Consider the following 25744-nt stretch of genomic DNA (forward strand, 5'->3'; position numbering starts at 1 on the left):
TGTTGCTCTGCATCCAGCTGTTCTGCGCCGGCCCGGCGGTGAAACCACCGGGACCAGCCGCGCCAGAACCACCAGCGCCAGGACCACCAGCGCCAGGACCACCAGCACCGGGACCACCAGCACCGGGAGCACCGGCGTCGGGCAGGCCGGTGAGGCTCGCGCCGGGCACGCGCACCGGCTGGTCACCGAAAGCGGAGAAACTCGTGCCGCCGGAGTCGTCGGCGGAGGGCACCGAGGCGCCCGGAGTCCGGGTCGGCAGGCCACCCGTGGTGGGCGGCGCGACCTGCGGACTCCAACCGGCCTGATCAGCACCCGAGGGCCCGGCGGCAGCAAAGGGAGCCGAGGGCTCAGCAGCGGCAAAAGGAGCCGAAGGAGCCGATGGAGCCCCGCCAGCAAAAGAGCCGGAAGAGCCGGAAGGGCCGTAGGGGGAGTCGGAAGGAGAGACCGATCCGTACGGCGAAGCCGAAGGCTCCCGCCGGGGAAGTTCGTTCTCCTCCGAGGGCACGCGGGCCGACCCGTACTGGGTGCCCGCCTGCTGGGGGCCGGATCCGAACGCGGAGACCGGCGGGACCACGAACGGCGAGCCGCCGTTCGGGGTGGCCTGTGGCGGAGGCCCGTAGGAAGTCGGGAAACCCTCGGCCGGCGTCACCGGGGCGGATGCCCGGCCGGCCACTCGCTGACCCTCGGCGTCGGACGGGTAACCGCCCGATGCGGGTCCGCCCGACGTGGCCTCGGCCGGCTGACCGGCGTGGTGCCCCTCGGACGTCATACGCGCCTCCTCGTTTCTGCGGCCGTGCCAGCTTTGCACGGACGCGGCCCCATCGGCGTCCTTCCGCCAAAGGGCCGTGCCAGCTCTCCGGCCAAGGTCATGCTGGGGAACCGGGATGAAGCGCCCCAGTCCTCTTCGCCGACCGGCCGAGCCGGCTCTTGAGGACCGTGCCCAACCGTACCGGGCGTCGGCGACCGGAGGAATCCCGGTGTACGCCCCGGAGGGACCGATGTCCGATCTTCGAACGTGGTTTTTGACACGAAACGGCCCGTCCGGATGATCCAGACGGGCCGTTCAACGTTGTGTAACCCCCCGAAGACGCCGCCCCTGGCGGCGATATCGCCTAGGAGGGCTGCCGCTGCGAGAAGAAGGCGATCTCGTCACGCATCGCCTGGGTCGGCGCCGACTGCATGGCGCGGTCGATGGCCCGGTTCTGGCGGCTGATCCGGCGGTGCCGGCGGATGCGGTCGATCATGCTGCTCATTGCCCTGCTCTCTTCCCCGGCTCTTGGCCGGCCCTGCTGGTGACAGGCGTCCGGCCTCGCTTGTGGCGGGCACCCGGCGCATGTCTCGGTGTTGATCCAAGTATGCGCCGGGTGCGACGTTCGTGCCAAACGATTACGGGGTGAGCTGAGTCATGTGCTTACGATTCGAAAGTCCGCATCGGTAAGGGCCGAACGAACCTAGCCCCAGGTGAGCATCGCCGTCTTCGGGTCCGCCAGGAACGCGCCGACGTCCCGGAGGAACTTCGAGCCCAGCTCGCCGTCGATGATCCGGTGGTCGAAGGAGAGCCCGAGCGTGGTCACCTCGCGGATCTTGATCTTGCCGTTGTGCACCCAGGGTGTCGGCCGGATGGCGCCGAGCGCCAGGATGGCCGATTCGCCGGGCGGCAGGATCGGGGTTCCGGTGTCCACGCCGTAGACGCCGACGTTCGTGATCGAGAAGGTGCCGCCGGTCATGTCGGACGGCGATGTCTTGCCCGACCGCGCGGTCCGCACCAGGTCGTTCAGCGCGGTGGCGAGCTCCGGGAGGGCGAGCCGGCCGGCGTCCTTGATGTTCGGCACGATCAGGCCACGCTCGGTCGCCGCGGCGATGCCGAGGTTCACGTACTCCTTGACCACGATCTCGCCGGTCTCGCCCGACCAGGTCGAGTTGACCATCGGGTACCGCTTGATCGCGAGGAGCACGGCCTTCGCCACGAGCAGCAGTGGGGAGATCTTCTGATCGGCGAACTCCCGCTTGGCGCGCAGCTTCTCCAGCGTCTTCACGGTCCGGGTCACATCGACCGTGAGGAACTCGGTGACGTGCGGCGCCGTGAACGCGGACGCCACCATGTTCGCCGCTGTCGCCTTGCGCACGCCCTTGATCGGGATGCGCTGCTCCCGGTCGCCCCCCGCAGCGGGTGCGAGGCCGTTCAGCGAGGGCGCCGGCTCGGTGGGTGGTTGCGCGAGAGCCTTCTGTACGTCGTCCCGCGTCACCGACCCGGACGGACCGGTGCCGGTGATCGTGGCGAGGTCGACGCCGAGGTCCCGGGCGAGCTTGCGCACCGGCGGTTTCGCGAGGACCGGGCCGACCCGGGTCGCCGCTGCCGGAGCGGGGACCGGGACGGGCTCGACCTGCGGCGCGGGGACCACTGGCGCGGCGGGTTGTGGCGTCTCCGCGGCCGCTGCCGGCGTACTCGATCGGGGTCTTCTCTTGGCGCTCGTGGTGCGCGGGCCATAACCGACCAGCACCGCCGTCCGTCCGCCGGGAGCCGGACCACCGATGAGGCCCGCTTCCGGATCGGCGCTCTCGGACGCGGGAGCCGGCGAGGGCTCGGCAGGACCGGCGCCGGGGTCGGTGTCGATCGAGATGATCGGCTTGCCGACCTCCACCGTCGTGCCGGCCTCGTGGAAGATCCGGGTGACGACGCCGCCCCACTTCGCCGGGATCTCGACGGCCGCCTTCGCCGTCTCCACCTCGACGATCGGCTGGTTCAGCTCGATCGTGTCGCCGACCTTGACGAGCCAGGCCAGGATCTCGCCCTCGGTGAGACCCTCGCCGAGGTCGGGCAGGTTGAATTCCTTGATCCGCGACATCGGCGTCACCAGCCGAACGAACGGTCGACGGCGTCCAGCAGGCGATCGAGGTCGGGGAGGTACTCCTCCTCGGCCCGGGCTGCCGGATAGGGGATGTCGTAGCCGGTGACGCGCAGGACCGGCGCCTCCAGCGAGTAGAAGCACTCCTCGGTGATCCGGGCGGCGAGCTCCGCGCCCATGCCGAGGTTGCCGGGCGCCTCGTGCACGACGACCGCGCGGCCGGTGCGCTTGACCGACTCGAAGATCGTCGGATAGTCCACCGGGGAGAGCGTGCGCAGGTCGATGACCTCGAGGTCGCGGCCGTCCTCGGCGGCTGCCGCGGCGGCGTCCAGCGCGACCCGGACCATCGGGCCGTAGGCGAGCACCGTCGCGTCGGTGCCGGGCCGGGCCACTCGAGCGGCGTGCAAGGGGTACGCGCCGTCGAGCGGGCCGCCCAGGTCGACCTCGCCCTTCTCCCAGTAGCGCCGTTTCGGCTCGAAGAAGACGATCGGGTCGTCGGACGCGATCGCCTGCTGGATCATCCAGTAGGCATCGGCCGGGTTCGCGCAGGTCACGACCTTGAGGCCGGGAGTGTGCGCGAAGTAGGCCTCGGGCGACTCGGAGTGGTGCTCGACCGCGCCGATGCCGCCGCCGAACGGGATCCGGATGACGATCGGCAGCCGGACGTTGCCCTTCGAGCGGTAGTGCATCTTCGCGACCTGGCTGACGATCTGGTTGTAGGCCGGGAAGACGAAGCCGTCGAACTGGATCTCGCAGACCGGCCGGTAGCCGCGGATGGCGAGGCCGACCGCGGTGCCGATGATGCCGGCCTCGGCGAGCGGGGTGTCGATCACCCGGTTCTCGCCGAAGTCCTTCTGCAGGCCGTCGGTGATCCGGAAGACGCCGCCGAGCTTGCCGACGTCCTCTCCCATGATCACGACCTTGGGGTCGTTCTCCAGCGCGCGGCGCAGGCCGTGGTTGAGCGCCTTGCCCAGGTTGATCGTCTCGGCCATCAGTGCCCGCTCCCCTCGAACGAAGCCTGGTATTCGGTGAACGCCCTTCGTTGCGTCACCAGCTCCGGCGAGCCGTTCGGATAGACGTGGTCGAACATGGCGACCGGTTCGGGATCGGGCATCGCGAGAACGCGCTCGCGCAGGTCGAGGGCGAGCTTGCCGGCGGCCTCGTCGACCTCGCCGAAGAAGTCCTCGCCGGCGACCTTCTGCTTCTCCAGGAAGGCCTTGAGGCGGGAGATCGGGTCCTTCGCCTTCCAGGCCTCGACCTCGCTGGAGATGCGGTAGCGGGTCGGGTCGTCGGAGCTGGTGTGCGCGCCCATCCGGTAGGTGTACGCCTCGATCAGCGTCGGGCCCTGGCCGTTGCGGGCGCTGTCGAGGGCGGCCCGGGTCACCGCGAACGTGGCGAGCACGTCGTTGCCGTCGACCCGGACGCCGGGGAAGCCGTAGCCGCCGGCGCGCTGGTAGAGCGGGACGCGGGTCTGGCGCTCCAGCGGCTCGGAGATCGCGTACTGGTTGTTCTGGCAGAAGAAGACGATGGGGGCGTTGAAGACGCCGGACCAGACGAACGACTCGTTGACCTCGCCCTGGCTGGTCGCGCCGTCCCCGAAGTACGCGATCACGGCCTCGCCGTCCGCGCTGCCGGTCCGGCCGTCCATCGTGACGCCCATGGCGTAGCCGGTCGCGTGCAGCGTCTGCGAGCCGATCACGATGGTGTAGGTGTTGAACCGGAACTCGTTCGGGTCCCAGCCGCCCTGGTCGACGCCGCGGAACAGGCCGAACGGCATGATCGGGTCGATGCCGCGGCAGTAGAGCACGCCGTGCTCGCGGTAGGTGGGGAACGCCATGTCCTGGGGCCGCAGCGCCCGGCCGGAGCCGACCTGCGCCGCCTCCTGCCCGAGCAGGCTGGCCCAGATGCCGAGCTCGCCCTGCCGCTGGAGCGCGACGGCCTCGGCGTCGAGGCGCCGGACGGTCACCAGATCGCGGTAGAGGTCGCGGTATTCCTCGTCGGTGAAGTCGACGGTGTAGGTGATCCCGTCGGCGGTGGTGGCGCTGTCGATGCGCTCGCCGTCGGGGGTCAGCAGTTGGACGAAGCCGCCGGCCGGCACATCGTTGCCGGCTTTGTCGCGCTCGCCTTTCGCCATCCGTGTCTCCTGTTTCCTCTTCTGCGCCCGCGGCGGGTGTCTCCCGGCCGCGCGGCTGACCGCTGGGGCTGGCCGCGCCTGGCCCGGGTGGGGTTGCCGCGCGGCTTGTTCCGGCACGTGCGTCTGCCGGGACGAACCCGCCGAAGCCCCGCTGGTCGGCGGAAGGCGACGGCGGCGGTGCCGTCGTCCCCATCCTGACAGAGGGAGTGAGCGCGGTTACAGACTGCGTGGATCACGAATAGAGATTTTCTGCTGAGACATTGTTAAGGGTATTTGTCCGTTTTAGTAGGCTTTGTGATCTCACTGTAGTACGAATGGTCGGCCCTTCCCGCAGCGAACCAACGGATTCCTCGTTCAGCCCTTTGACCGGAACGGATCCAGTGGATCTTTTCTTTTCCTGGGGGAGTCCCGCGTGCATCACCAGTCCGACGACGACCACTTCGCGCCGCCGCTCAAGGTGCTGCGGAAGCGGCTCAACGGGGTGTACCGCGAGGACCACGGCTTCTCCGGGCCGACCCGGCGCTACGTGATCATGGTGGCGCTGCTGGTCGGGCTCGCCTCGGTGCCCACGCTCGCGGTGCTCACCACCGGCTCCGGGGAGATCTCCGGGCGGGACCGGCCGGGCGCCATGGACGTGCCGTTCCTGCCGCCGCCCCCGACCGGTCCGGTGGGCCCGCAGCCGTCCTCGCCCTCGCCGTCCGCGCCTTCGCCGTCCGCGCCTTCGCCGTCCGCGTCTTCGCCGTCCTCGCCGTCCTCGTCTTCGCCCTCCGCGCCGTCCTCGCTCGTGCCGGCGCCGTCCTCCTCGGTCTTGAAGCCTCCCCGGCGATCTTCTCGGACCCCTCCTTCCGCTTCCGGCTCGGCGGGCGTTCTGACCGATAAAGATCAGACAAGGCATGGGTACGGGGGAAAGCGCCCGACGATTTCGGATCGTGCGAAACCTCGGAAGTCCCCGGCCCGGAAGTCCCCGGTCCGCAAGCCCCCGTCGAGGAAGCCTCCGGCGCAAAAACCGAATTCGGACAAAAAGCCCGTTGCCGTGGAATTCCCGACGGTTCCCGATCTGCCGAGGGTGCCCGAGGAGAACGACGTGTACCGGCCGGAGGAGCCGGCGGGCATCCCGGTCGTCCCCGATCTGCCCAACGTCCCCTCTGACGACGAACCCGACTGGCGGCACTGCGAGTCCGCCACCGTCCGGGAGAGCTCATCCCGGCGCCGCACCGTCCAACCAGTCCGGTCCCGAGACCGGTCCGAACCCAGCCGGAGGTCAGCAGTGGCCGAACGCCCGTACAACATCCGACCCGCCCGCATCCTCGAGCAGAGCTACCCGGAGCAGGGCCTCAACATGCACCGGCTGCTCACCCAGCCCCGCTCCGAGGAGGAGCGCATGCTGATCAACCGGCCCTACCGAGGCCAGCACCGCGCCGACCAGCTGGACCAGGCCGACGAGCGCACCACGGCGGCCTGGCAGCGCAGCACCCGGGTAGGCCGCCACCACGCCGAACCGATCGACGACCACCACACCAACCGCCGCTGACACTCCCCGCCCGATCGGATCGCCCAACTCCCCACCGCCCGCGCCCTGCCACCGCCCTCTTCCGCCGCGATCTTGTTGATTTGAGCGCGCCCCGTTCCTGCGCAGATCAACAAGATCGCGGAACGAGGGGGAGGACGCGGCGGGGGAAGTGGGCGTGAGGGCGCGGCGCGGGAAGAGGGCGTGAGGGCACGGCGCGAGAAGTGGGGCGGCGCGGGAAGGGAGCGGCGCGGGAGTGGGGCGTGGCTCGGCTGGGTGGGGTCAGTCGTCTCGGTTGGCGTCCAGCCAGGCTTCGATCGCGGAGGTGTCGTTCGGGTCGATGCCCTCGGCTATCAGCTGGGCCACCGCGGCGGTTGCCGGGCTGCGGCGCTCGCCGGTCCGGTAGAGCCTGACGAACTCGGGGATCAGCTCCTCCACGGCGGCCGTCGTCCCGGCGATGGCGGCGGCCGGCAGGCTCCGCTTGCGGCCCGCGTAGGCCGTCCAGGCCCGGACCACTGTCGGCAGCATGGCGGCGTCGTCGATGTCGAGCACGGCCCGCCGGTGCACCCAGTCGAGCAGGAACAGGCCGGCCACGGCCGGGCTCCAGCGCAGCGGGTCGGCGCCGGGTAGTGAGTCGGCGTGGTCGAGGATCAGGCTCACGCAGAAGGCGAACGACGCCTGGTCGGCGTCTTGATCGTGGCCGGCGGGCAGGCCCTCGGCGGCCGCCTCCGGCGAGTCGGCGAAGTCGCGGGCCAGGTCGGCGCCGCTCGGGCCGGTCGGCTCGGCCAGCGGCGGCGTGGCCGGGACCGGCAGCAGGGCGAGCCGGGCCGTGGCGAGCGCGTGGTCGGTGGCGAGTGAGCCGTCCGACGGGAGCTCGGTCAGCTCGTCGGTGATCTTCAGGTGGCGGCCGACCTCGTCGCGGAGGCGGCCCGGGTCCTCGGTGCGGAACCAGGTCAGCTCGTCGGCCGCGCAGAGCGAGCGGATCTGGTCGAGCAGCGGGCCGGCCGAGGCCGAGACGAAGACGTCCTTGGTGATGCCGATGTTGTGGTCGACGACGGCCACGACGGCGTGCTCGGGTCCGCCGGCGGCGGCGTCCTCGTACGCGTACGTGACCAGATAGGACGTCTGATCCCCGTACGCATCCCCATAGGCGAAGCAACCGGTGGGCCGGACCCGGCCCAGCTGGGTGACCCACGACGGCGCCCGCCCGTCGTGACCGACCTCGGCAGCGCCGTCGGCGTCCGGGACGAGCGCGGCGAAGACCTCGCGGATCGTCGTGGCCTCGGGCGTGTGGCGGTCCTTCGTGACGACCAGGAAGCGGCTCACGAAGTCGCGCACCGCCTCGGCGCGGCGCTCCTCGGCCACCGAGTAGACACTGCCGAGCAACGCGGTGCCGAGCATCTCGGCGTCGAGCGCGCAGCCCAGCTTCGTGACGTCGCGGGCCGCGTGCAGAACGGCCTCGTACGCGGTCCGGGGTGCGGGCATGCCGCGAGCCTACGCCCGCGGCACCCCGCCGAACTACTCCGAGCGCACGACGCCGAGCGCTTCCCTCGCCTGGGCGTAGGCGTTCAGCACCTCGCGGACCGGCGCCACCACGTGCGCCCGGGCCACCTCGGTGACCGCCGCCCGCAGACGCTGCTCGGCCCGCCGCCGGGCGCGTCGCGCGCCCGCCGCCACCAGCGGTTTGAGCAGCAGCCAGAGCAGCAGGCCGGCGAGCAGCCCGCCGAGCAGCAGCAGCGTCGGCAGCGGGACCGCGCCGACCTGCGGATTGTCCAGTGCGGGCAGGCCGAGCGCGCGGACCGCGTAGCCGACGATCAGCCAGGCCAGACCGGCCGCCGCGGTCGCCAGCAGCAGCCACTGCAGAGCGCCGACGGCCCGCCACCAGAGCGGCGGCTTGCCGACGCCGAGGTCGGTCGTGGCGACCGCCCGGTCCAGCGCGTCCGGCAGGTCGTCGGCCTTGGAACGGGCCGCCGCCGTCAGCGCGGGCGCCCAGACCTCGGGCAGCGGCGCCGCGGCCCGGGTCGCGACCGCGCGGACCGAGATGCCGACCGCGGAGCGCTGCGCCGCGTCGGCGGCCGGCACCGAGGTGCGCGGCACGATGTCGGTGGAGACCGCGTCGGTCGCCGGCTTCTCGCCCAGGTGCAGCCGGCGCAGCGGGTCGGGCCGCAGCCGGCTCAGGCCGCGGACCAGCGGCCAGCCGGTCGCCGCGGTGGCCCGCTGCCGGTACGCCGCGGCCGTCGCGTCGGCCACCGCCGGCACCCCGGCCGAGGCGGCGAGCGAGTCGGACAGCTGGCGGACCGTGCTCCGGTCCACCTCGTCCTCGGCGGCCGGCGGGCCGATCGTGACGGCCAGCTCCTCGCCGACCGTGTCCAGGTCGGCCGCGAGCCGGCGCAGCGCGGCCTGCCGGTCGGCGACCGTCTTCTCCAGCGCCTCCCGCAGGTCGCGCAGCATGCCCGGCTGCTTCGCCGAGCTGGCCAGCACCGGCGCGCCGGTGAGGCCGTCCTCGTCGAGCAGCCGGCGCAGGTCGGCGAGGACCACCTCGGTGTCGCCGGGGCTGAGCCGGTCGGCCTGGTTCAGCACCACGATGGTGACGTCGGCGTGCGTGCTGAACTGTGACAGGTAGGCCCGGTGCAGCACGCGGTCGCCGTACTTCTGCGGGTCGACCACCCAGATGATCTGGTCGACCAGGCCGAGCAGCCGGTCCACCTCGAGCTGGTGCGCGCGCTCCACCGAGTCGAAGTCGGGCAGGTCGAGCAGGACCAGGCCGTGCAGGGCCACCTCGTCGTCGCCGTCGAGCGCGCTCTCCCGGACGAACCGCTGCCGCGGCAGCACCCCGATCCAGTCGAGCAGCCGGTTCGCCGGCTCGAGCGGGCCCCAGACGCAGGCGTGCGCCGTGCCGGTGGTCGGGCGGCGGACGCCGACCTGGGAGAGCTTGAACCGGGCGAGCGCGTTGAAGAGGCTCGACTTGCCGCTGCCGGTGCTGCCGGCGAGCGCCACCACGGTGTGGTCCAGCGAGAGCGCGAGCCGGTTGCCGGCCCGCTCCACCAGCGTGTGCGCGGCGACCAGCTTGCCGTCCGGCAGGTACGGGCCGGTGGCCCGCAGGAACCGGGACAGCGCCTCCAGCCGCCGGGCCAGCTCCTCGGCGTCCACCTTCTGCTCCACGACGTTCATTGCGCCGGTCCGGTCAACGCGAGTTCCTTCCTAGCCGCCTCCACCTCGGCGCCGACCCGGCGCAGCATGCCGCCCGGCTCGGCCTCGAGGCGCACGGTCGCGGTCAGCTCGGTGAACCGCGCCGCCTCCGCAGCGAGTAGATCATCAACCCGGGCCAGCAGCTCGGTGCGGGCCCGGGTGGCGAGGGTACGGATGGCCTGGTCGCCGAAGACGGCCTCGAGCACCTTCTGGGCGGCGACCGTGGTGCCGGCGCCGGCCGCGACCTCCAGGCCGGTCGGGATGAACGCGGTCGTGGTGAAGACGGCGATCATCACGGCCAGGCCGGCGCCGTTCACGGCGTAGGCCGCGCCCCGGGCCACCGTGCGCTTCTCGGCGGCCTCCCGGCGGACCAGGTCGAGCACCCACTGCTGCCAGTCGCGGACCAGGCGGTCGGCGCGCTCCGGCAGATCCTCGGAGGCCTTCTGCAGCCCGGGCTGGAGCAGAGCGGCCCCGGCCGGATGCGCCTGCCAGGCCGCGTACGCCTGCTCGGCCGCGTCCGCCGCCACCCCGCGCAGCAGCGTGACCAGCTGCGACTCCATCGCGATCTGGAGGTTGCGCCCGGGCGCCGGGCGTCCGCTGACGGCCGCGACGAGCCGGTCGCGCAGGTGACCCACCCGCGACTCGAGGCTGCGCAGGAACTCGCCGGTGCCGATGAACTCCTGCCAGCGGGCCAGCACCTCGCCGCGGAGCAGCCGGCCGTCCTGCAGGCCCTCCTCGGTGGTGCGCCGGGCGTTGCGGTACGCCGCCTCGACCCGCTCGTCCAGCGTCGCCGCGGTGGTGACCTGCTCGTCGGCGGCCTCGGCCAGGCCGTGCAGCGCCGGGGCGAGGGCGCCGAGCGCGCCGTCCAGGGTCTGCCGGACCACGGCCGAGCGGGCCGTCGCGTCCGAGGAGAGCTGGGCGAACCACTGGCGCATCGGGCCGACCGCGGACTCCGGCAGCATGCCGTGCCCGTCCAGGCCGGTCTCCGGGATCACGAAGAGCGGCGCCGAGCCGAGGTCGCGCGAGGTCAGCATCTCGCCGAGGTGGGCCGCCACCTCGGCGGCGGCGTCGGCCGGGACCCGGTCCAGGACCAGGGCGATCACGGTGCCGCGCAGCCTCGCGGTGGTCAGCAGCTCCCACGGGACGGCGTCGGCGTACCGGGCCGCCGTGGTCACGAAGAGCCACAGGTCGGCGGCGGCCAGCAGCTGGGCCGCGAGCTTGCGGTTGTGGTCGACCACCGAGTCGATGTCGGGCGCGTCGAGCAGGGCCACGCCGGGGCCGATCGACGGCGCGGCGATCACCTGCAGCGCGTTCGGGTCGTTGCTCTGCTCGCCGGTGCGGATGAGGCCGGGCAGCAGGCCGCCGCGACCGAACCAGTTGAGGTCGGCCGGGTTCGCCACCAGCACCGGCGACCGGGTGGTCGGCCGCAGCACCCCGGCCGTGCTCACCGGCGCCTGGACCAGGCTGTTCACCAGGGTCGACTTGCCGGCGCCGGTGGACCCGCCGACGACCACGAGCAGGGGCGCGTCGAGCCGGGCCAGGCGAGGCAGCAGGTAGTCGTCCAGCTGGGCGAGCAGCGCCGAGCCGACCCGGCGGGCCTCCTCGGCGGACGGCAGGACCAGGGGGTACGAGACAGCGCCGAGCGCCGAGCGCAAACCGCTCAAGGCGTTCGCCAGGCGTCCCAAAGTGGGCGAAACCTCTTTTTCCTGATTTACCGGCCGGTCCTGGTCGTCCCCCGTACGCTCTGATGGGCCACCGCTGACCTGGCCGTGCGTCGTCACGGGTAAAGCGTGCACGATCTATGCATCCAGTACAACGGGTCCCGGTATGCCGTGACCGGACAGGTATGTAGGTGATTTCCGAATCACCGGTCCCAGGCGTGGACTTGCGCCGCTCTGGCTCAACTTCGATTTGACGATGCCTGTCACCGTGGCATCATTGAGTCGGTTCCACTCAACCCTTGTACGGACCAAGCTGTTAGAAGCGAGGAACACCATGGCACGTGCGGTCGGCATCGACCTCGGCACCACGAACTCCTGCGTCAGCGTTCTGGAAGGAGGCGAGCCCACCGTCATCGCCAACGCGGAGGGCTCCCGGACGACGCCGTCGATCGTCGCCTTCGCCCGCAACGGTGAGGTGCTCGTCGGCGAGGTCGCCAAGCGTCAGGCGGTGACGAACCCCGACCGGACCATCCGCTCGGTCAAGCGGGAGATCGGCACCACCTGGTCGATCGACATCGACGGCAAGAAGTACACGCCCCAGGAGATCTCCGCGCGGGTGCTGATGAAGCTCAAGCGCGACGCCGAGGCCTACCTCGGTGAGCAGATCACCGACGCCGTCATCACCGTCCCGGCGTACTTCAACGACGCCCAGCGTCAGGCCACCAAGGAAGCCGGCGAGATCGCCGGTCTGAACGTGCTGCGGATCGTGAACGAGCCGACCGCGGCCGCTCTCGCCTACGGCCTGGACAAGGGCTCCAAGGAGCAGACCGTCCTGGTCTTCGACCTCGGCGGCGGCACCTTCGACGTCTCGCTGCTCGAGCTCGGCGACGGCGTCATCGAGGTCAAGTCGACCTCGGGTGACAACCACCTCGGTGGCGACGACTGGGACCAGCGGATCATCGACCACCTGGTCAAGACCTTCCGCGGCGAGCACGGCATCGACCTCTCCCAGGACAAGATGGCCCTGCAGCGTCTGCGCGAGGCCGCGGAGAAGGCGAAGATCGAGCTCTCCGCCGCGACCACGACCAGCATCAACCTGCCCTACATCACGGCCGGCGCGAACGGCCCGCTGCACCTCGACACCTCGCTGAGCCGGGCCGAGTTCCAGCGCATGACGCAGGACCTGCTCGACCGCTGCAAGGGCCCGTTCGAGTCCGCGATCAAGGACGCCGACGTCAAGCTCTCCGACATCGACCACGTCATCCTGGTCGGCGGCTCGACGCGGATGCCGGCGGTCACCGAGCTGGTGAACAGCCTGATCGGCCGCGAGCCGAACAAGGGCGTCAACCCGGACGAGGTCGTCGCGGTCGGCGCCGCGCTGCAGGCCGGCGTGCTGAAGGGCGAGGTCAAGGACGTCCTGCTGCTCGACGTCACCCCGCTGTCCCTGGGCATCGAGACCAAGGGCGGCATCATGCACAAGCTGGTGGAGCGCAACACCACCATCCCGGCGCACCGCTCCGAGGTCTACACCACGGCCGACGACAACCAGCCCTCCGTGCTGATCCAGGTCTACCAGGGTGAGCGCGAGATGGCGGCGTACAACAAGAAGCTCGGCACGTTCGAGCTCAGCGGTATCGCGCCCGCCCCGCGCGGCGTCCCGCAGATCGAGGTCTCCTTCGACATCGACGCGAACGGCATCGTGCACGTGTCCGCCAAGGACCTGGGCACGGGCAAGGAGCAGAAGATGACGATCACCGGCGGCTCCGCGCTGCCGAAGGAAGACATCGAGCGCATGATGCGCGACGCTCAGGACCACGCGGACGACGACAAGAAGCGCCGCGAGGACGCCGAGACCCGCAACCTGGCCGAGCAGCTGCAGTGGCAGACCGAGAAGTTCCTGGCGGAGAGCGGCGACAAGCTCCCCGAGGACAGCAAGAACAAGATCGGCGAGGCGCTCGGCGAGCTGCGCGGCGCCCTCGGCGGCACCGACATCGAGAAGATCAAGTCGGCGCACGAGCGGCTGTCGCAGGTCTCCCAGGAGGCCGGCTCGCTGCTCTACTCGCAGGGTGAGGCCCCGCAGGGCGCTCCGGGCGCGGGTGCTCCGGGCGGCGCGACCGGCGCCGGCCCGACGGCCGGCGGCGGCGACGACGTCGTGGACGCCGAGATCGTGGAGGACGACAAGAAGTGACCGCCAAGGACGACGAGAACGACGGTCCGGTGACCGAGCGGGAAGTCATCCAGGGCGAGATCGACGAGTCAGCCGAGGAGACCCCCGCCGAGGAGCCGGTGGTTCAGCCGGTCGGCGCGCACCGCGCCCCCGAGGAGGAGGAAGAGACTTCGGTGTCCGAAGACGCTAAGAACGCGTTCGGCGCGGAGCTGGAGTCGCTGCGGAGCGAGCTCGACGAGCGGACTCACGACCTGCAGCGGGTCACCGCGGAGTACGCGAACTACCGGAAGCGGGTCGACCGCGACCGGGGCGCCGCGGCCGAGCAGACCACCGGGGCGGTGCTCACCGCGCTGCTCCCGGTGCTCGACGACATCGACCGGGCCCGCGAGCACGGCGATCTGGTCGGCCCGTTCGCCTCGGTGGCGGAGCAGCTCACCGCGGTGGCCGGCAAGCTCGGCCTGGTCGCGTTCGGCGAGAAGGGCGACTCCTTCGACCCGAACCGGCACGAGGCGGTCGCGCACCAGACGTCCCCGGACGTCTCGGAGCCGACCTGCGTCGAGGTGATGCGCCGTGGCTACAGCCTGGGCGAGCGCCTGCTCCGCCCGGCCATGGTCGCGGTCGCCGATCCGGAGTGAGATCAGTGTCGTCTCCCGCCCGCCGGTCCGCCGGCGGGCGGGACTCCGCGAAGCCGCAGTCGAAGGAGGTGGACTGAATGAGCTCGAAGGACTGGCTCGAGAAAGACTTCTACGCCGTGCTCGGCGTGAACAAGTCCGCCTCAACCGACGAGATCAAGAAGGCGTACCGCAAGCTCGCCCGTGACCTTCACCCGGACCGCAACCCGGGCAACAAGGAAGCGGAGGAGAAGTTCAAGGCGGCCTCCGAGGCCTATGACGTGCTCGCCGACGACAAGAAGCGCAAAGAGTACGACGAGATGCGCTCGCTCTTCGGCTCGGGCGCGTTCCGCCGCGGGGCGCGTCCCGGCGGCGGCGGTGCCCAGTTCGACCCGTCCGACCTGTTCGGCGGGTTCAGCGGGGCCGGCGGCGCGGGGCCCGCGGGAGCCGACCGCCGGTTCGGCGGCACCGGCTTCTCGGACATCTTCAGCTCGATCTTCTCCGGCGGCGGCGGCGCGGCCGGCGGACCGGCGGCGGCGCGGCGTGGCCCGCAGCGCGGCCGGGACGTCGAGACCGAGGTGACGCTCGACTTCGTGCAGGCGGTCAAGGGCACGACGCTGCCGCTGACGCTGCGCACCCCGGGCGCCTGCGACACCTGCCGCGGCACCGGCGCCAAGCCCGGCACCACGCCGCGGGCCTGCCCGAAGTGCCAGGGCACCGGCATGATCTCCAGCAACCAGGGCTCGTTCAGCTTCTCCGAGCCGTGCCGGGACTGCCAGGGCTCGGGCAGCGTCGTGGACGAGAAGTGCGCGGAGTGCCGGGGTTCCGGCGGCATCACCAAGACCCGGACGATAAACGTGCGGTTCCCGGCCGGCGTGGCCGACGGCCAGCGCATCCGGCTCAGCGGCCGGGGCGAGCCGGGCGACCGGGGCGGCCCGGCCGGCGACCTGTACGTGCAGGTCAAGGTCCGGCCGGACGAGCTGTTCGGGCGCAGCGGCGACGACCTGACGCTCGCCGTGCCGATCAGCGTGTCGGAGGCCGTGCTCGGCACCGACCTGCGGGTGCCCACCCTGGACGGGCCGGTCACGCTGCGGGTTCCGCCGGGTACGCCGAGCGGGCGCAAGCTGCGGGCCCGGGGCAAGGGCGTGGTCCGCAAGGAGGGCCAGTCCGGCGACCTCATCGTCACCGTCGACGTGCAGATCCCGGCCGCCGTCAGCGACGAGGCCCGGGACGCGCTGGAGAAGTTCGCGAAACTCACCCCGCCTCCGGGGCGGGAGCGGCTCGACGCCCGTATGCGCCGGGCCGGTTAGACCCTCACTTGGAGGTGGCACATGTATGAAGAGATCCACATCTCGACGGAAGCCTCCGACGCGAAGGTTCTGATCATCTCGGTGGCCGCCCGGCTGGCCGGGATGCACCCGCAGACCCTCCGGCAGTACGACCGCCTCGGGCTGGTGCAGCCGGGGCGGGCCGGTGGAGGCGGCCGGCGGTACAGCGAGCGGGACGTCGCGCTGCTCCGGGAGGTGCAGCGTCTCAGCCAGGACGACGGCGTCAACCTGGCCGGGATCAAGCGCATCATCGGGCTCGAGCAACTGGTCGGAGACCTGCAGCACCGGGTGGCCGAGCTGACCGAGCAGCTCGAGGCGGCGTACGACCGGATCGCCCAGCTCGAGGCGATGAGCAGCCCGTACGCGAGCCGGGACCTGGTGCGCCAGGAGACCCACTCGACGGCCCTGGTGGTGTGGCGGCCGCGCCGCTCACCGGACAGATGAAGAACGGCGGCCCCGTTCGCACGGGGCCGCCGTTACTACCAGTAGTCACCTCACGATTACCGCCTGTTGAAGAGTCCCAGGCGTCGCGGGTGGCGGACCAGGCCGCCCTCCATCCAGTCGTGGTGGTCGAAGAGCTCCGGCCGGGTCATCAGCACCCGGCAGTTGTGCGCCCAGATCTGCATCGGCTCGTCGCCGACCTCCTCGGCGCGCTCCACGAACTTCTTGAGCCGGCGCTTGCGCTGCCCGCTCGCGTTCTGCCGCACCCCGTCCGCGGCGTAGATGTACATGCAGTGCTGTGCGAATCGCCGCGCCGGGCACTGCCGGTCCATGGCCAGCTCGAACAGGGTCGGGCCGAGCACGTCGCCGGAGATCAGCAGATCCCAGTCGCGCGGCATCGTGTTCAGCGGGACCGCCTCAGGGTGGTACGCCCACGCCTGAAGCTCGTCCGGCCGGGGATCGACCGGATTCCCGAATCCGAGGAATGTTGCCTCACGCACGCTCACGCCGCCGCCTCACTCATGCGTCCGCATCAACCGGCCGGCGTCACTCCACCGGTGGTCAGTGTCGAACGTCCCAATACTCAGAGTCGTCGCTCCGAGACGGTAGCGCGCTGAGTGTTTCAGCGGAAGTGTCAAGGCTTCACATTCGGATACTGGACAGTAACTTTAGGCATTCGTTATGGAGACGCAGGTCACTCCGGTGCTGGGATCGGTTTCGCCCGCGCCGCCTGGGCCGCCGCCCACTTCCGGATCAGGTTCTTGAACCACTGGTAGTCGGGCAGCCGTGCCAGCATCGGACCGGTGACCACGGTGATCAACACGTACGCCGTGGCAAGCGGCGCGAGCCGCGGCTCCACACCGGACGCCACCGCGAGGCCCGCGATGACGACCGAGAACTCGCCGCGCGGCATCAGGGCGAGACCGGCCCGGACCCGGCCGGGCAGCGCGATGCCGGCCCGCTTCGCGGCGAGGTACCCGGTGACGACCTTGGTGAGCATCGTGAGGACGGCCAGGGCGGCCGCCGGGGCGAGCACGGCAGGCATGTCGGCGGGATCGGTGGAGAGGCCGAAGAAGACGAAGAAGACCGCGGCGAACAGGTCGCGCAGCGGGGACAGCATCTCGGTGGCGTGGTGCGCGACCGGGCCGGAGAGCGCGATGCCGACCAGAAACGCGCCGACCGCCTCGGAGACCTTCAGCTCGCCGGCCACCCCGGCGATGAACAGCGTCAGGCCGAGGACGCTGAGCAGCAGCGCCTCCGGGTCCTTCACCGAGATGAACCGGCTGATCTCGCCGCCGTAGCGGATCGCCACGACCAGCACGGCCACCACCGTGACCACCGCGACGCCGAGCGTGCTCAGGCCCGGGATCAGGCCGGCGCCGGCCAGCACCGCCGTCGCGATCGGCAGGTAGAAGGCCATCGCCAGGTCCTCGATGACCAGTACCGAGAGGATCACCGGGGTCTCCCGGTTGCCGACCCGGCCCAGGTCGCCGAGCACCTTGGCGATCACACCGGACGAGGAGACCCAGGTGATGCCGGCGAGCACCAGGGCGGCCTCCCAGCCCCAGCCGAGCAGCAGCGCGAACGCGGCGCCGGGAAGGGCGTTGAGGAGCATGTCGATCAGGCCGGCCGGCGCGGCGGCGCGCAGGTTGTCCACCAGCTCGTCGGCCGAGTACTCCAGGCCTAGCATGACCAGGAGCAGCACCACGCCGATCTGGGCGCCGATGCCGATGAACTCCTCGCTCGCCGACAGCGGCACCACGCCGCCGTGCCCGAAGGCCAGCCCGGCCAGCAGGTAGAGCGGGATCGGGGACAACCCGAACCGACGCCCGATCCGGCCGAGCATGCCGAGGCCGAAGAGGAGCGCGCCGATCTCGATGAGCAGGATCGTCGTGTCGTGTCCCACGAGGCTCAGCCGTCGTCGTCGCCGGCCAGGATGGCGGTGACGCCGTCCAGACCCTGCCGGGTGCCGACCGTCACCACCACGTCGTTCGCTTCGAACCGGAACGACGGCTCGGGGGAGGCGATCACCTCCCGGTCGCGCAACACGGCCACGATCGACGCGCCGGTCCGGCTGCGGGCGCGGGTGTCGCCCAGGCGCCGGCTCACGAACGGCGAGCCGGCCGGCAGCGCGATCTGCTCGGTGAGCAGACCGGCGGCCTGCTGCCGGAGGCCGGCGAGCTGGCCCAGCATCAGCGACGCGCCGAGGACGTCGGCCAGGGCCTCCGCCTCGTCGTCGGTCAGCGGGATCGAGGCGAGGCTTGAATCGGGGTCGTCGACGTCGTACAGCACCAGGTCGCGGCGACCGTTGCGATGCGAGACGACCCCGACCGTACGGCCGGAGGAGGTCACCAGGTCATGGCGGACGCCGATTCCCGGCAGCGGAGTCTGTTCCACCCGTACGCGCACGACGCCAACGTTAACCCGCAACGGGCCCGTTCCTACCCCGAAACAGACATCGCGATCGTTGTGTCCGCCCGTCCCTTGGATCGGAAGACCGCCAGCAGCAGCAGACCGAGAAGGACAAGGGCGAGATTCAGTACGTACGCGAGCCGGAAGCCGTACTGCTGGGCCAGGCCGAAGAGCGGGGCGGCCAGGATGTTCCCGATCGGGAAGGTGTTCGTGAACATGGTGGTGGCCCGGCCCGGGAAGCGCGGCATCATGTCCTGCACGTAGGAGATGCCCAGCCCCGAGGTCGCCGCGATGAACAGCGCGTTCGGGATCTGCGCGACGGCGAGCATGGCGACCGAGTCGGCCGTGCTGGTGAGCACCTGGTAGATCACCGCGCAGACCGCGCCGCCGATGATGATCATCCGGAGCGGCACCCGGGTGGAGAGCCAGCCGAAGCCGAGCATGAGCGGGATCTCGAGCGCCGCGCAGAGCCCGAGGAGCAGGCCCGCGTCGCCGACCGAGCCGCCCAGCTCCTCGCCGATGAACAGCGGCAGCGCCTGCACGCCGAGGACCATGCTGGTCTGGAGCAGGGTGAAACCGGCCAGGATCGGGAAGAGGATCCGGGGCGCCTTCCCGGACAGGTGCTCGCCGTCGGTGGTGGCGGCCGGCGCCTCGACCTCCGGGAGCCAGCGCACCGCCACGAGCGCGGCGATCAGGTAGGTGACGGCCGCCGCGCCGTAGACGTACTCGAAGTCACCCGCCTCCAGCAGCGCGGCCGCGAGGGACGGGCCGCCGACCCAGGCGACCGAGAAGACCGTGCGCAGCGTGCTGATCCCCATCGCGGCCCGGGACGGATCGTCGCGTTGGAGCACCTGCCTGGCGTACGCGAAGGATTGTGGGAAGAGCGACCCGGCAATCGCCGTCGCCGTCGCGGTGAGCGCAAGCAGCACCCAGTAGTCGCGGATGAAGGCGGTGAGGCCCGCGCCGGCGCAACCGGCCAGCGCCGCGATGATCAGCAGGGTGCGGCGCATCGGGCGGCGGTCGGAGATCCGGCCGATCGCCCAGGACATCGCGACGCCGGAGAGCGACGCGACCACGAGGAAGAAGGTGACCTGGACGGGACTGGCGTCGACCGCCGTGCTGAGGAAGAGCCCGAGGAAGGGCCCGACCACCGCGGTGGCGATGCCGGAGGTGAGAAAGACGAGGCCTAGAGGGAGGAGCCGCCGCACCCCGGCAACGTTACGGGTTCTTTCCTATTGCCACCCTTGTTCGGTGGTGGTCGTCACGGCTTTGGGGTGCGCGCTAAAGTTGAGTGGCATACGCTCAAGTCCGCTTGGTTGGGATCCGATCAGGGGAGCACATGAACACCGAACGCTTGACCACCAAGAGCCGCGAAGTGATCACCGCCGCGGTCGCCGACGCCGGCAGCCGCGGGCATGCCACGGTCGAGCCGTGGCACATGCTGCTGTCGTTGCTCGACACCGGCGGGTCGACCGCGACCGTGCTGCTGAGGGCGGTCGGGGCGAACCCCGCTGACGTGCGCCGGGCCGCCGCCAGGGCGCTCGAGCAGCTGCCCTCGGCGCGCGGCGCCAGCACCGCGGAGCCCACCCTCTCCCGCGAGTTCGTGAACGCGATCGGCTCGGCCGACCTCATCGCCAAGCCGCTCGGCGACGAATACGTGTCGACCGAGCACCTGCTGGCCGGCCTGGCCCGGGTCGGCGGCGCGGTCGGCCAGGCGCTGGCGAGCGTCGGCGCCACCGAGGACGCGCTGGTCGCGGCGTTCCCGCAGGTGCGCGGGGGCGAGCGGCGGGTCACCAACGCCGACTCCGAGCAGACCTACAAGTCGCTGGAGAAATACAGCGTCGACCTGACCGCGCTGGCCCGGGACGGCAAGATCGACCCGGTCATCGGCCGGGACGCCGAGATCCGCCGGGTGGTGCAGGTGCTCTCCCGGCGTACGAAGAACAACCCCGTGCTGATCGGTGAGCCGGGCGTCGGCAAGACCGCGATCGTCGAGGGCCTGGCCCAGCGGATCGTGGCGGGCGACGTGCCGGAGACCCTGCGCGACAAGAAGCTCGTCTCCCTCGACCTCGGCGCGATGGTGGCCGGCGCGCAGTACCGCGGCCAGTTCGAGGAGCGTCTCAAGAGCGTCCTCGAGGAGATCCGCAGCTCGAACGGGCAGGTCGTCACGTTCCTCGACGAGCTGCACACGGTCGTCGGCGCCGGCAAGGGCGAGGGCTCGATGGACGCCGGCAACATGCTCAAGCCGATGCTGGCCCGCGGTGAGCTGCGGATGGTCGGCGCCACCACCCTCGACGAATACCGCGAGCACATCGAGAAGGACCCGGCCCTGGAGCGCCGCTTCCAGCCGGTCGTCGTGGGCGAGCCGACGGTCGAGGACACCATCGGCATCCTGCGCGGCCTCAAGGGTCGCTACGAGGCGCACCACCGGGTGCAGATCACCGACGCCGCGCTGGTGGCGGCGGCCAGCCTCTCCGACCGCTACATCAGCGACCGGTTCCTGCCGGACAAGGCGATCGACCTGATCGACGAGGCCGCCTCCCGGCTCCGCATGGAGATCGACTCCCGGCCGGTCGAGCTCGACCAGCTCCAGCGGCAGGTCGACCGGATGCGGGTGGAGAAGCTGGCGCTCGGCAAGGAGACCGACCCGGCGTCGGTGGCCCGGCTGGAGAAGCTGGAGCGCGACCTGGCCGACCGCGAGGAGGACCTGACCGCGCTGACCGCCCGGTGGGAGCGCGAGCGCAGCGGGCTGAACCGGGTCGGTGAGCTGAAGAAGCGGCTCGACGAGGCGAAGGCGGCGCAGGAGCGGGCCCAGCGCGACGGCGAGCTGCTCGAGGCGTCCCGGCTGCTCTACGAGATCATCCCGGCGCTGGAGAAGGGGATCCGGGAGGCCTCCGACGCCGAGGAGGAGAAGACCGAGCCGCCGATGGTCAAGGAGGAGGTCGGCGCCGACGACATCGCCGAGGTCGTCTCCGCGTGGACCGGCATCCCGGCCGGCCGGATGATGGAGGGCGAGACCGCCAAGCTGCTGCGCATGGAGGAGTCGCTGCAGGCCAAGGTGATCGGCCAGCGCGAGGCGGTGGCCGCGGTCGCGAGCGCGGTCCGGCGGTCCCGGGCCGGCATCGCCGACCCCGACCGGCCGACCGGCAGCTTCCTCTTCCTCGGCCCGACCGGCGTCGGCAAGACCGAGCTGGTGAAGGCGCTCGCCGGGTTCCTCTTCGACGACGAGCGGGCCATGGTCCGCATTGACATGAGCGAATACGGCGAGAAGCACTCGGTGGCCCGGCTGGTCGGCGCGCCGCCGGGTTATGTCGGGTACGAGGAAGGCGGCCAGCTCACCGAGGCGGTGCGCCGGCGGCCGTACAGCGTCGTCCTGCTCGACGAGGTGGAGAAGGCCCACCCGGACGTCTTCGACCTGCTGCTCCAGGTGCTCGACGACGGCCGGCTCACCGACGGGCAGGGCCGCACCGTCGACTTCCGCAACGCGATCCTGGTGCTCACGTCGAACCTCGGCTCGGCGAACGCCGACTTCACGATGGGCGACGAGGAGCGGCGCGACGAGGTGCTGGCCGCGGTCCGGGCGCACTTCAAGCCGGAGTTCCTGAACCGGCTCGACGACATCGTGGTCTTCCACGCGCTCACCAAGGAAGACCTCGTCGCGATCGTCGACATCCAGCTCGGCCGGCTCCGCGACCGCCTCGCCGAGCGCCGTCTCCGGCTGGAGGTGAGGCCGGAGGCGGTGGACTGGCTGGGCGAGCACGGGTACGACCCGATCTACGGCGCCCGCCCGCTGCGGCGGCTGGTCCAGTCCACGATCGGCGACCTGCTCGCGAAGGCGCTGCTCGGCGGCGAGATCCGGGACGGCGACGTCGTGGTGGTCTCGCTCAGCGACGGGAAGGACGGCCTCGCGGTCCAGCGCGGCTCCTAGAAGTGGAACGGGCCCCGGTCTCCCGGGGCCCGTTCTCTCTGGTTCTCCGCCTCCCGCTGCCTAGTTCTCCGCCTCCCGCTGCCGGTAGGCGTGAGTCATGAGGACGTCCGTGATGGCGTGCTCGCCCTCGGCCGACCAGATGTGGATCCCGTCGCGGTGCAACTGGTATCGCACGTCTTTGAATCGGGTTCGCGTGTCGTCATGGTGAACGATGGTCAGGGTGTCTGCGTGGGGCATGGGACTCACCGGTCCTTGTCAGCTCTGGGGCAGCCGCGGCGTGGTCACGCGGCAGGCCTAATGGGAAAGGCGCCTGCGGCCGGTCTGCCTCGGCCCCGGAGAGGAATGCGCGGGGCGGGCGACTCGTGCCGCGGGCAGGGCGGTCCGCCGGAGGTCTCTGCTGCCGGCCGGACGCCACGAAATCGAAGTGTAGGCGGGTCCGTCGAGGGGTGTCGCCCCCCGAACGAGCGACGTCGAACGCGATGAAGGAGCCATCGTCGCCCGATGCTGCCACACCGTCGCGGACGGTGAGGTGCGGTCGCGGGATATGGCCTCCGACCGATACCGTAAATGGATCTAGAGGAGGGCAGTGTGACCGTTCCCATATATCCCACCCCAAATCCGGCGCCAGCCGCTCGGCCGCCGCGCCCGGGCGTCGTGACGGCGTCGTCGTACCTGCTCTACGGAGTGGCTGTCCTGCAACTCCTCAGCGCGCTCACGGTGGTGCTGACGCTCGGCTCCTCACAGGAGGTCTACCGGGAGCTCTACGCGGGGACGGAACTCGAGGGCGAGGCGGAGATGATCGCGACCGTCGCGATGGTCCTGATCGCCCTGATGTACGGCGTGATCGCCATCGGTCTCGCCACCCTCGCGTTCTTCAACAGCCAGGGCCGTAACGGCTCGCGCATCACGACGTGGGTCTTCGCCGGCATCGGCCTCTGCTGCAACGCGCTCGGCCTGACCGACACGGCCGGCAGCGCGGTGACCAGCACCGAAGGCACGGGGGCGGGCCTGCCCAGCGACGCGCAGATCGACGCGCAGGTCGCGGCCGCGACGCCGGGCTGGGTCGAGCCCCTCCTCTGGGTGCTGACGCTGGCCACCATCTTCGCGCTGATCACGGTGGTCATCCTGCTGGCGCTGCCGGCGGCCAACGCGTTCTTCCGCAAGCCGGCGATGGGATACGCGGGATATCCGGGCTATCCCGGAGGCGCCTACCCGCCGGCCGGCGGCTTCCAGCCGGGTGGATATCCGGCCGGTGGTTACCCGCCGCCCGGTTCAGCTCCTCCCGGTGGTTATCCGCCGCCGGGGGCCGCGCAGGCCGGTGGTTATCCGGGTTCCGGGGCACCTGGTGGCTATCCGCAGCCGGGCTCCCTGCCGCCGGGATCGGTGCCGCCGCCCGGTTCGGTCCCGCCCGCCGGTTTCCCGCTGCCAGGATCGGTGCCGCCGCCCGGATTCCCACCGTCCGGTTTTCCGCCGCCCGCCGGTGGTTTCCCGCCGCCGGGGCAGCCGCCCTATGGGCCGCCGGGGCAGCCTTCCTATGGACAGCCTGCCTACGGACAGCCCTACCCGGGAACGCCGGCGCCGAGTTCGCCGGGACCGTATGGGCCGCCTTCCCACGAACAGCCTTCCTACGGTCCGCCGCCGCAGCAGCCGACCTCGGGCGCGCCGCAGTTCCCGGGTCAGCAGCCGCCGCCGTTCCCGGGGCAGCCTTCTTCCCAGGGACAGCCGGAGGAAGCGAGCCATTTCGGGACCCCGGAACAGTACGGTCAGCCGGGCCAGCCCGCGCCCGGCCTTCCTCCGTATCCCGGACAGCAGGGGACGCAGCCGCCGCAGCCGCCCACCTTCGGTGCACCCGCCGCTCCCGGCTCGCCGCCCGCCAGCCTGCCGCCGAGCGACCCGTGGGCTCCGCCGCCGCCGTTCCCGGGTGGCGACCAGGCCCAGGCAGGCGAATCCCAGGCAGGCGAATCCCAGGCAGGCGAATCCCAGGCACGCGAATCCCAGGCAGGCGAAACCCAGGAAAGCCGTTCCCAGGACAGCCCTTCCTCGGACGACGACCCGCAGCCTGGGTCTCGGGGTGAAGGGCCGCAGGGTGGCCGGCCTACGGATCAATCCTGAGGCCGAGCAGCCTCTGGTAGCCCTCTGAACGATCGTGGACCGGCCCGCCTCATCGAGGTGGGCCGGTTCGTTCTCTCCGGTCGGAGCCCGGGCGGAAGCGGTCCGGCCACTTTCGGACGCCGCAGGCGGTAGGTTTTGGCCAGCCGAACCACCGCGGGAGCTCATCGATGTCGTACGCCGCACAGCCGCCCGTTCCGGGACCGCCCAACCCCGGCGAGCCGGCTCCCGGTGAACAGTCCCCGGGAACACCCGTCCCGGGCACGCCTTTCCCGGGCACGCCTTCCGCGGGAACACCCTTCCCGGGCACGCCTTCCGCGGGAACACCCTTCCCGGGCACGCCTCTCCCGGGCGATCAGGCTGCGGACGAAGCGTTCGTTCAAGGCCACGATCCGGCCGGGCGGCGGCGCGCTGTCCGGCCCGGCGCCGTGACGACCGCTGTCGCTCTGCTCTGGACCATGGCGGTCGGTGGGTTCGTCTACGCGATCAGCATGGTCGCCGTCACACCCGGGACGGTGAGCCGGTTCCGGGAGGCCACGTCCGGTTCGGAGGTGGCGGAGAACTTCATCGCCGTCGTGTGGCTCGATGCCGCGGTCGGGGCCGTGGTGGCGTTGCTCGTCGTCGCGTTGTTCGCGGTGCTCGGTGTGGGACTGCGGCGCGGCAGCCGGGTGGCCTGGGGCATCACGCTCGGGGTCTGCGTCCTCGGAGTGCTCGGCGGATGCGGGTCGGTCGCGGCCATCGGCGGGCAGCAGTCGGGTGATGCGGTGCCGGGTTCGCTGGGCGAGGCGCTCAACGCCGCCTATCCGGCCGGCTGGATAGGCCTGAACGCCGCTGTGGCGGTCGCTCAGGTCATCGCGTACATCGTGGTGGCCTTCCTTCTCCTGCTGGCTCCCCGGGCCTTCTTCGGCCGCCAGGGCGCCGCCGGCGCCCTCAACACCGCCGGCGCACCGGGGCACGCCGTGCCGGGGAACACCACACCGGGGCACACCGCACCGGGGCACACCGTGCCGGGGAACGCCGTGCCGTGGAACACCCCGCCCGCGAATCACCCGAGCGCCCCCGCGCCGCCCTCCGGATTCGGGTACGCCGGCCCGCCCGTATACCCACCGAGTGACTCCTCCGTCACAACTTCTCCGTGGGCCGCGCCACAATCCACCCCCGATCAATACCCGCAATCGGATCAATCTCCGTCCGAAGCGGATCAGAACTTCGTTCACCGTCCGGTGCAGAAGCGGCCGGAAGACGAGTACTGGTCACGACCCTCGGACTGAACTCGCCGGTAACAAACCCAATCCGGCCCTGCATCGACGACTGTGGGTCACTCGAACGGGTACGGTCCGTTTCTGCGCGCGTCACCCGATCGGCTGTCCGGATAGATGTTGATCGGCCGGACGGTGGGTGTTTTCCGCTG

Annotated in this window: 19 protein-coding genes; 8 read left to right on the forward strand and 11 right to left on the reverse strand. The window is 71.3% G+C overall.

Annotated elements, in window-relative coordinates; translation table 11 throughout:
* Nucleotides 1-1112: 1112 nt before the first annotated feature.
* The 4 genes from AB0G10_RS25215 to pdhA form a co-directional block, all read right to left on the reverse strand.
* Nucleotides 1113-1253 carry a hypothetical protein gene (locus tag AB0G10_RS25215; RefSeq protein ID WP_174262377.1) on the reverse strand — a complete coding sequence of 47 codons (141 nt, stop codon included), beginning with the start codon at nt 1251-1253 and terminating at the stop codon, nt 1113-1115.
* Between the two features lie 198 nt (nt 1254-1451).
* The gene (locus AB0G10_RS25220; protein WP_360926490.1) at nt 1452-2846 is read right to left on the reverse strand and encodes a dihydrolipoamide acetyltransferase family protein; all 1395 of its coding nucleotides are present in this window, start codon (nt 2844-2846) and stop codon (nt 1452-1454) included.
* A 5-nt stretch (nt 2847-2851) separates the two neighbouring features.
* Nucleotides 2852-3841, reverse strand: coding sequence for an alpha-ketoacid dehydrogenase subunit beta (locus AB0G10_RS25225; protein ID WP_360926493.1), 990 nt, complete (start codon nt 3839-3841; stop codon nt 2852-2854).
* Complete coding sequence (gene pdhA / locus AB0G10_RS25230) at nt 3838-4980, reverse strand: pyruvate dehydrogenase (acetyl-transferring) E1 component subunit alpha (protein WP_360926251.1); 1143 nt, start codon at nt 4978-4980, stop codon at nt 3838-3840. Before pdhA ends, AB0G10_RS25225 begins: the two co-directional genes overlap by 4 nt.
* Before the next feature lie 412 nt (nt 4981-5392).
* On the opposite strand from pdhA, the gene AB0G10_RS25235 reads away from it, so the two are divergent.
* Nucleotides 5393-6511 (forward strand): hypothetical protein, encoded by a 1119-nt coding sequence (locus AB0G10_RS25235; protein ID WP_360926253.1) that lies wholly within the window; start codon nt 5393-5395, stop codon nt 6509-6511.
* A 258-nt stretch (nt 6512-6769) separates the two neighbouring features.
* Here AB0G10_RS25235 and AB0G10_RS25240 read toward each other — a convergent pair whose 3' ends face one another.
* The 3 genes from AB0G10_RS25240 to AB0G10_RS25250 are packed head-to-tail and all read right to left on the reverse strand — an operon-like array spanning nt 6770 to nt 11361.
* Nucleotides 6770-7972, reverse strand: a complete 1203-nt coding sequence (locus AB0G10_RS25240; protein WP_360926255.1) for a hypothetical protein — start codon at nt 7970-7972, stop codon at nt 6770-6772.
* 33 nt (nt 7973-8005) lie between these two features.
* On the reverse strand, nt 8006-9658 hold the full coding sequence (locus AB0G10_RS25245; RefSeq protein ID WP_360926257.1) for a GTPase: 1653 nt from the start codon (nt 9656-9658) through the stop codon (nt 8006-8008).
* Complete coding sequence (locus AB0G10_RS25250) at nt 9655-11361, reverse strand: ABC transporter (RefSeq protein ID WP_360926259.1); 1707 nt, start codon at nt 11359-11361, stop codon at nt 9655-9657. Before AB0G10_RS25250 ends, AB0G10_RS25245 begins: the two co-directional genes overlap by 4 nt.
* 310 nt (nt 11362-11671) lie before the next feature.
* Here AB0G10_RS25250 and dnaK point away from each other — a divergent pair, with 310 nt between their 5' ends.
* The 4 genes from dnaK (at nt 11672) to AB0G10_RS25270 (ending at nt 15887) form a co-directional block, all read left to right on the forward strand.
* Nucleotides 11672-13525 carry a molecular chaperone DnaK gene (gene dnaK / locus AB0G10_RS25255; protein WP_360926261.1) on the forward strand — a complete coding sequence of 618 codons (1854 nt, stop codon included), beginning with the start codon at nt 11672-11674 and terminating at the stop codon, nt 13523-13525.
* Nucleotides 13522-14139 carry a nucleotide exchange factor GrpE gene (gene grpE, locus AB0G10_RS25260; RefSeq protein ID WP_360926264.1) on the forward strand — a complete coding sequence of 206 codons (618 nt, stop codon included), beginning with the start codon at nt 13522-13524 and terminating at the stop codon, nt 14137-14139. The genes dnaK and grpE overlap by 4 nt, the downstream gene beginning before the upstream one ends.
* A 77-nt stretch (nt 14140-14216) precedes the next feature.
* Nucleotides 14217-15425 carry a molecular chaperone DnaJ gene (gene dnaJ / locus AB0G10_RS25265; protein WP_360926266.1) on the forward strand — a complete coding sequence of 403 codons (1209 nt, stop codon included), beginning with the start codon at nt 14217-14219 and terminating at the stop codon, nt 15423-15425.
* A 21-nt stretch (nt 15426-15446) separates the two neighbouring features.
* Nucleotides 15447-15887: a MerR family transcriptional regulator gene (locus tag AB0G10_RS25270; protein ID WP_360926268.1), complete on the forward strand. Its 441-nt coding sequence runs from the start codon at nt 15447-15449 to the stop codon at nt 15885-15887.
* 56 nt (nt 15888-15943) lie between these two features.
* Here the strand turns inward: AB0G10_RS25270 and AB0G10_RS25275 are convergent, their stop codons facing one another.
* The 4 genes from AB0G10_RS25275 to AB0G10_RS25290 form a co-directional block, all read right to left on the reverse strand.
* Entirely contained in the window at nt 15944-16390 is a 447-nt protein-coding gene (locus AB0G10_RS25275; protein ID WP_127544591.1) for a hypothetical protein, read from the reverse strand.
* A 188-nt stretch (nt 16391-16578) separates the two neighbouring features.
* Nucleotides 16579-17790 (reverse strand): cation:proton antiporter, encoded by a 1212-nt coding sequence (locus tag AB0G10_RS25280; protein WP_360926271.1) that lies wholly within the window; start codon nt 17788-17790, stop codon nt 16579-16581.
* A 5-nt stretch (nt 17791-17795) separates the two neighbouring features.
* Entirely contained in the window at nt 17796-18293 is a 498-nt protein-coding gene (locus AB0G10_RS25285) for a cation:proton antiporter regulatory subunit (RefSeq protein ID WP_360926274.1), read from the reverse strand.
* Between the two features lie 32 nt (nt 18294-18325).
* Nucleotides 18326-19504 (reverse strand): sugar efflux transporter, encoded by a 1179-nt coding sequence (locus AB0G10_RS25290; protein ID WP_360926276.1) that lies wholly within the window; start codon nt 19502-19504, stop codon nt 18326-18328.
* A 131-nt stretch (nt 19505-19635) separates the two neighbouring features.
* Between AB0G10_RS25290 and clpB the strand changes: the two genes are divergently transcribed.
* From clpB to AB0G10_RS25305, 3 genes are all read left to right on the forward strand, one after another.
* Nucleotides 19636-22224, forward strand: a complete 2589-nt coding sequence (gene clpB, locus AB0G10_RS25295; RefSeq protein WP_360926279.1) for an ATP-dependent chaperone ClpB — start codon at nt 19636-19638, stop codon at nt 22222-22224.
* A 654-nt stretch (nt 22225-22878) separates the two neighbouring features.
* A complete protein-coding gene (locus AB0G10_RS25300) occupies nt 22879-24336 on the forward strand; it encodes a hypothetical protein (RefSeq protein ID WP_360926282.1) in 1458 nt (485 codons plus the stop codon).
* A 425-nt stretch (nt 24337-24761) separates the two neighbouring features.
* Nucleotides 24762-25604 carry a hypothetical protein gene (locus AB0G10_RS25305; RefSeq protein WP_360926285.1) on the forward strand — a complete coding sequence of 281 codons (843 nt, stop codon included), beginning with the start codon at nt 24762-24764 and terminating at the stop codon, nt 25602-25604.
* Nucleotides 25605-25744 lie beyond the last annotated feature (140 nt).

The sequence above is a fragment of the Actinoplanes sp. NPDC023714 genome, assembly GCF_040639855.1.
In the GTDB taxonomy this organism is placed as follows: domain Bacteria; phylum Actinomycetota; class Actinomycetes; order Mycobacteriales; family Micromonosporaceae; genus Actinoplanes.

Excerpts from the sequence above, each read along its gene's own strand:
- AB0G10_RS25215 (WP_174262377.1), bottom strand. The coding sequence starts at position 1,253 with ATGAGCAGCATGATCGACCGCATCCGCCGGCACCGCCGGATCAGCCGC.
- AB0G10_RS25220 (WP_360926490.1), bottom strand. The coding sequence starts at position 2,846 with ATGTCGCGGATCAAGGAATTCAACCTGCCCGACCTCGGCGAGGGTCTC.
- pdhA (WP_360926251.1), bottom strand. The coding sequence starts at position 4,980 with ATGGCGAAAGGCGAGCGCGACAAAGCCGGCAACGATGTGCCGGCCGGC.
- AB0G10_RS25240 (WP_360926255.1), bottom strand. The coding sequence starts at position 7,972 with ATGCCCGCACCCCGGACCGCGTACGAGGCCGTTCTGCACGCGGCCCGC.
- AB0G10_RS25245 (WP_360926257.1), bottom strand. The coding sequence starts at position 9,658 with ATGAACGTCGTGGAGCAGAAGGTGGACGCCGAGGAGCTGGCCCGGCGG.
- dnaK (WP_360926261.1), top strand. The coding sequence starts at position 11,672 with ATGGCACGTGCGGTCGGCATCGACCTCGGCACCACGAACTCCTGCGTC.
- dnaJ (WP_360926266.1), top strand. The coding sequence starts at position 14,217 with ATGAGCTCGAAGGACTGGCTCGAGAAAGACTTCTACGCCGTGCTCGGC.
- AB0G10_RS25270 (WP_360926268.1), top strand. The coding sequence starts at position 15,447 with ATGTATGAAGAGATCCACATCTCGACGGAAGCCTCCGACGCGAAGGTT.
- clpB (WP_360926279.1), top strand. The coding sequence starts at position 19,636 with ATGAACACCGAACGCTTGACCACCAAGAGCCGCGAAGTGATCACCGCC.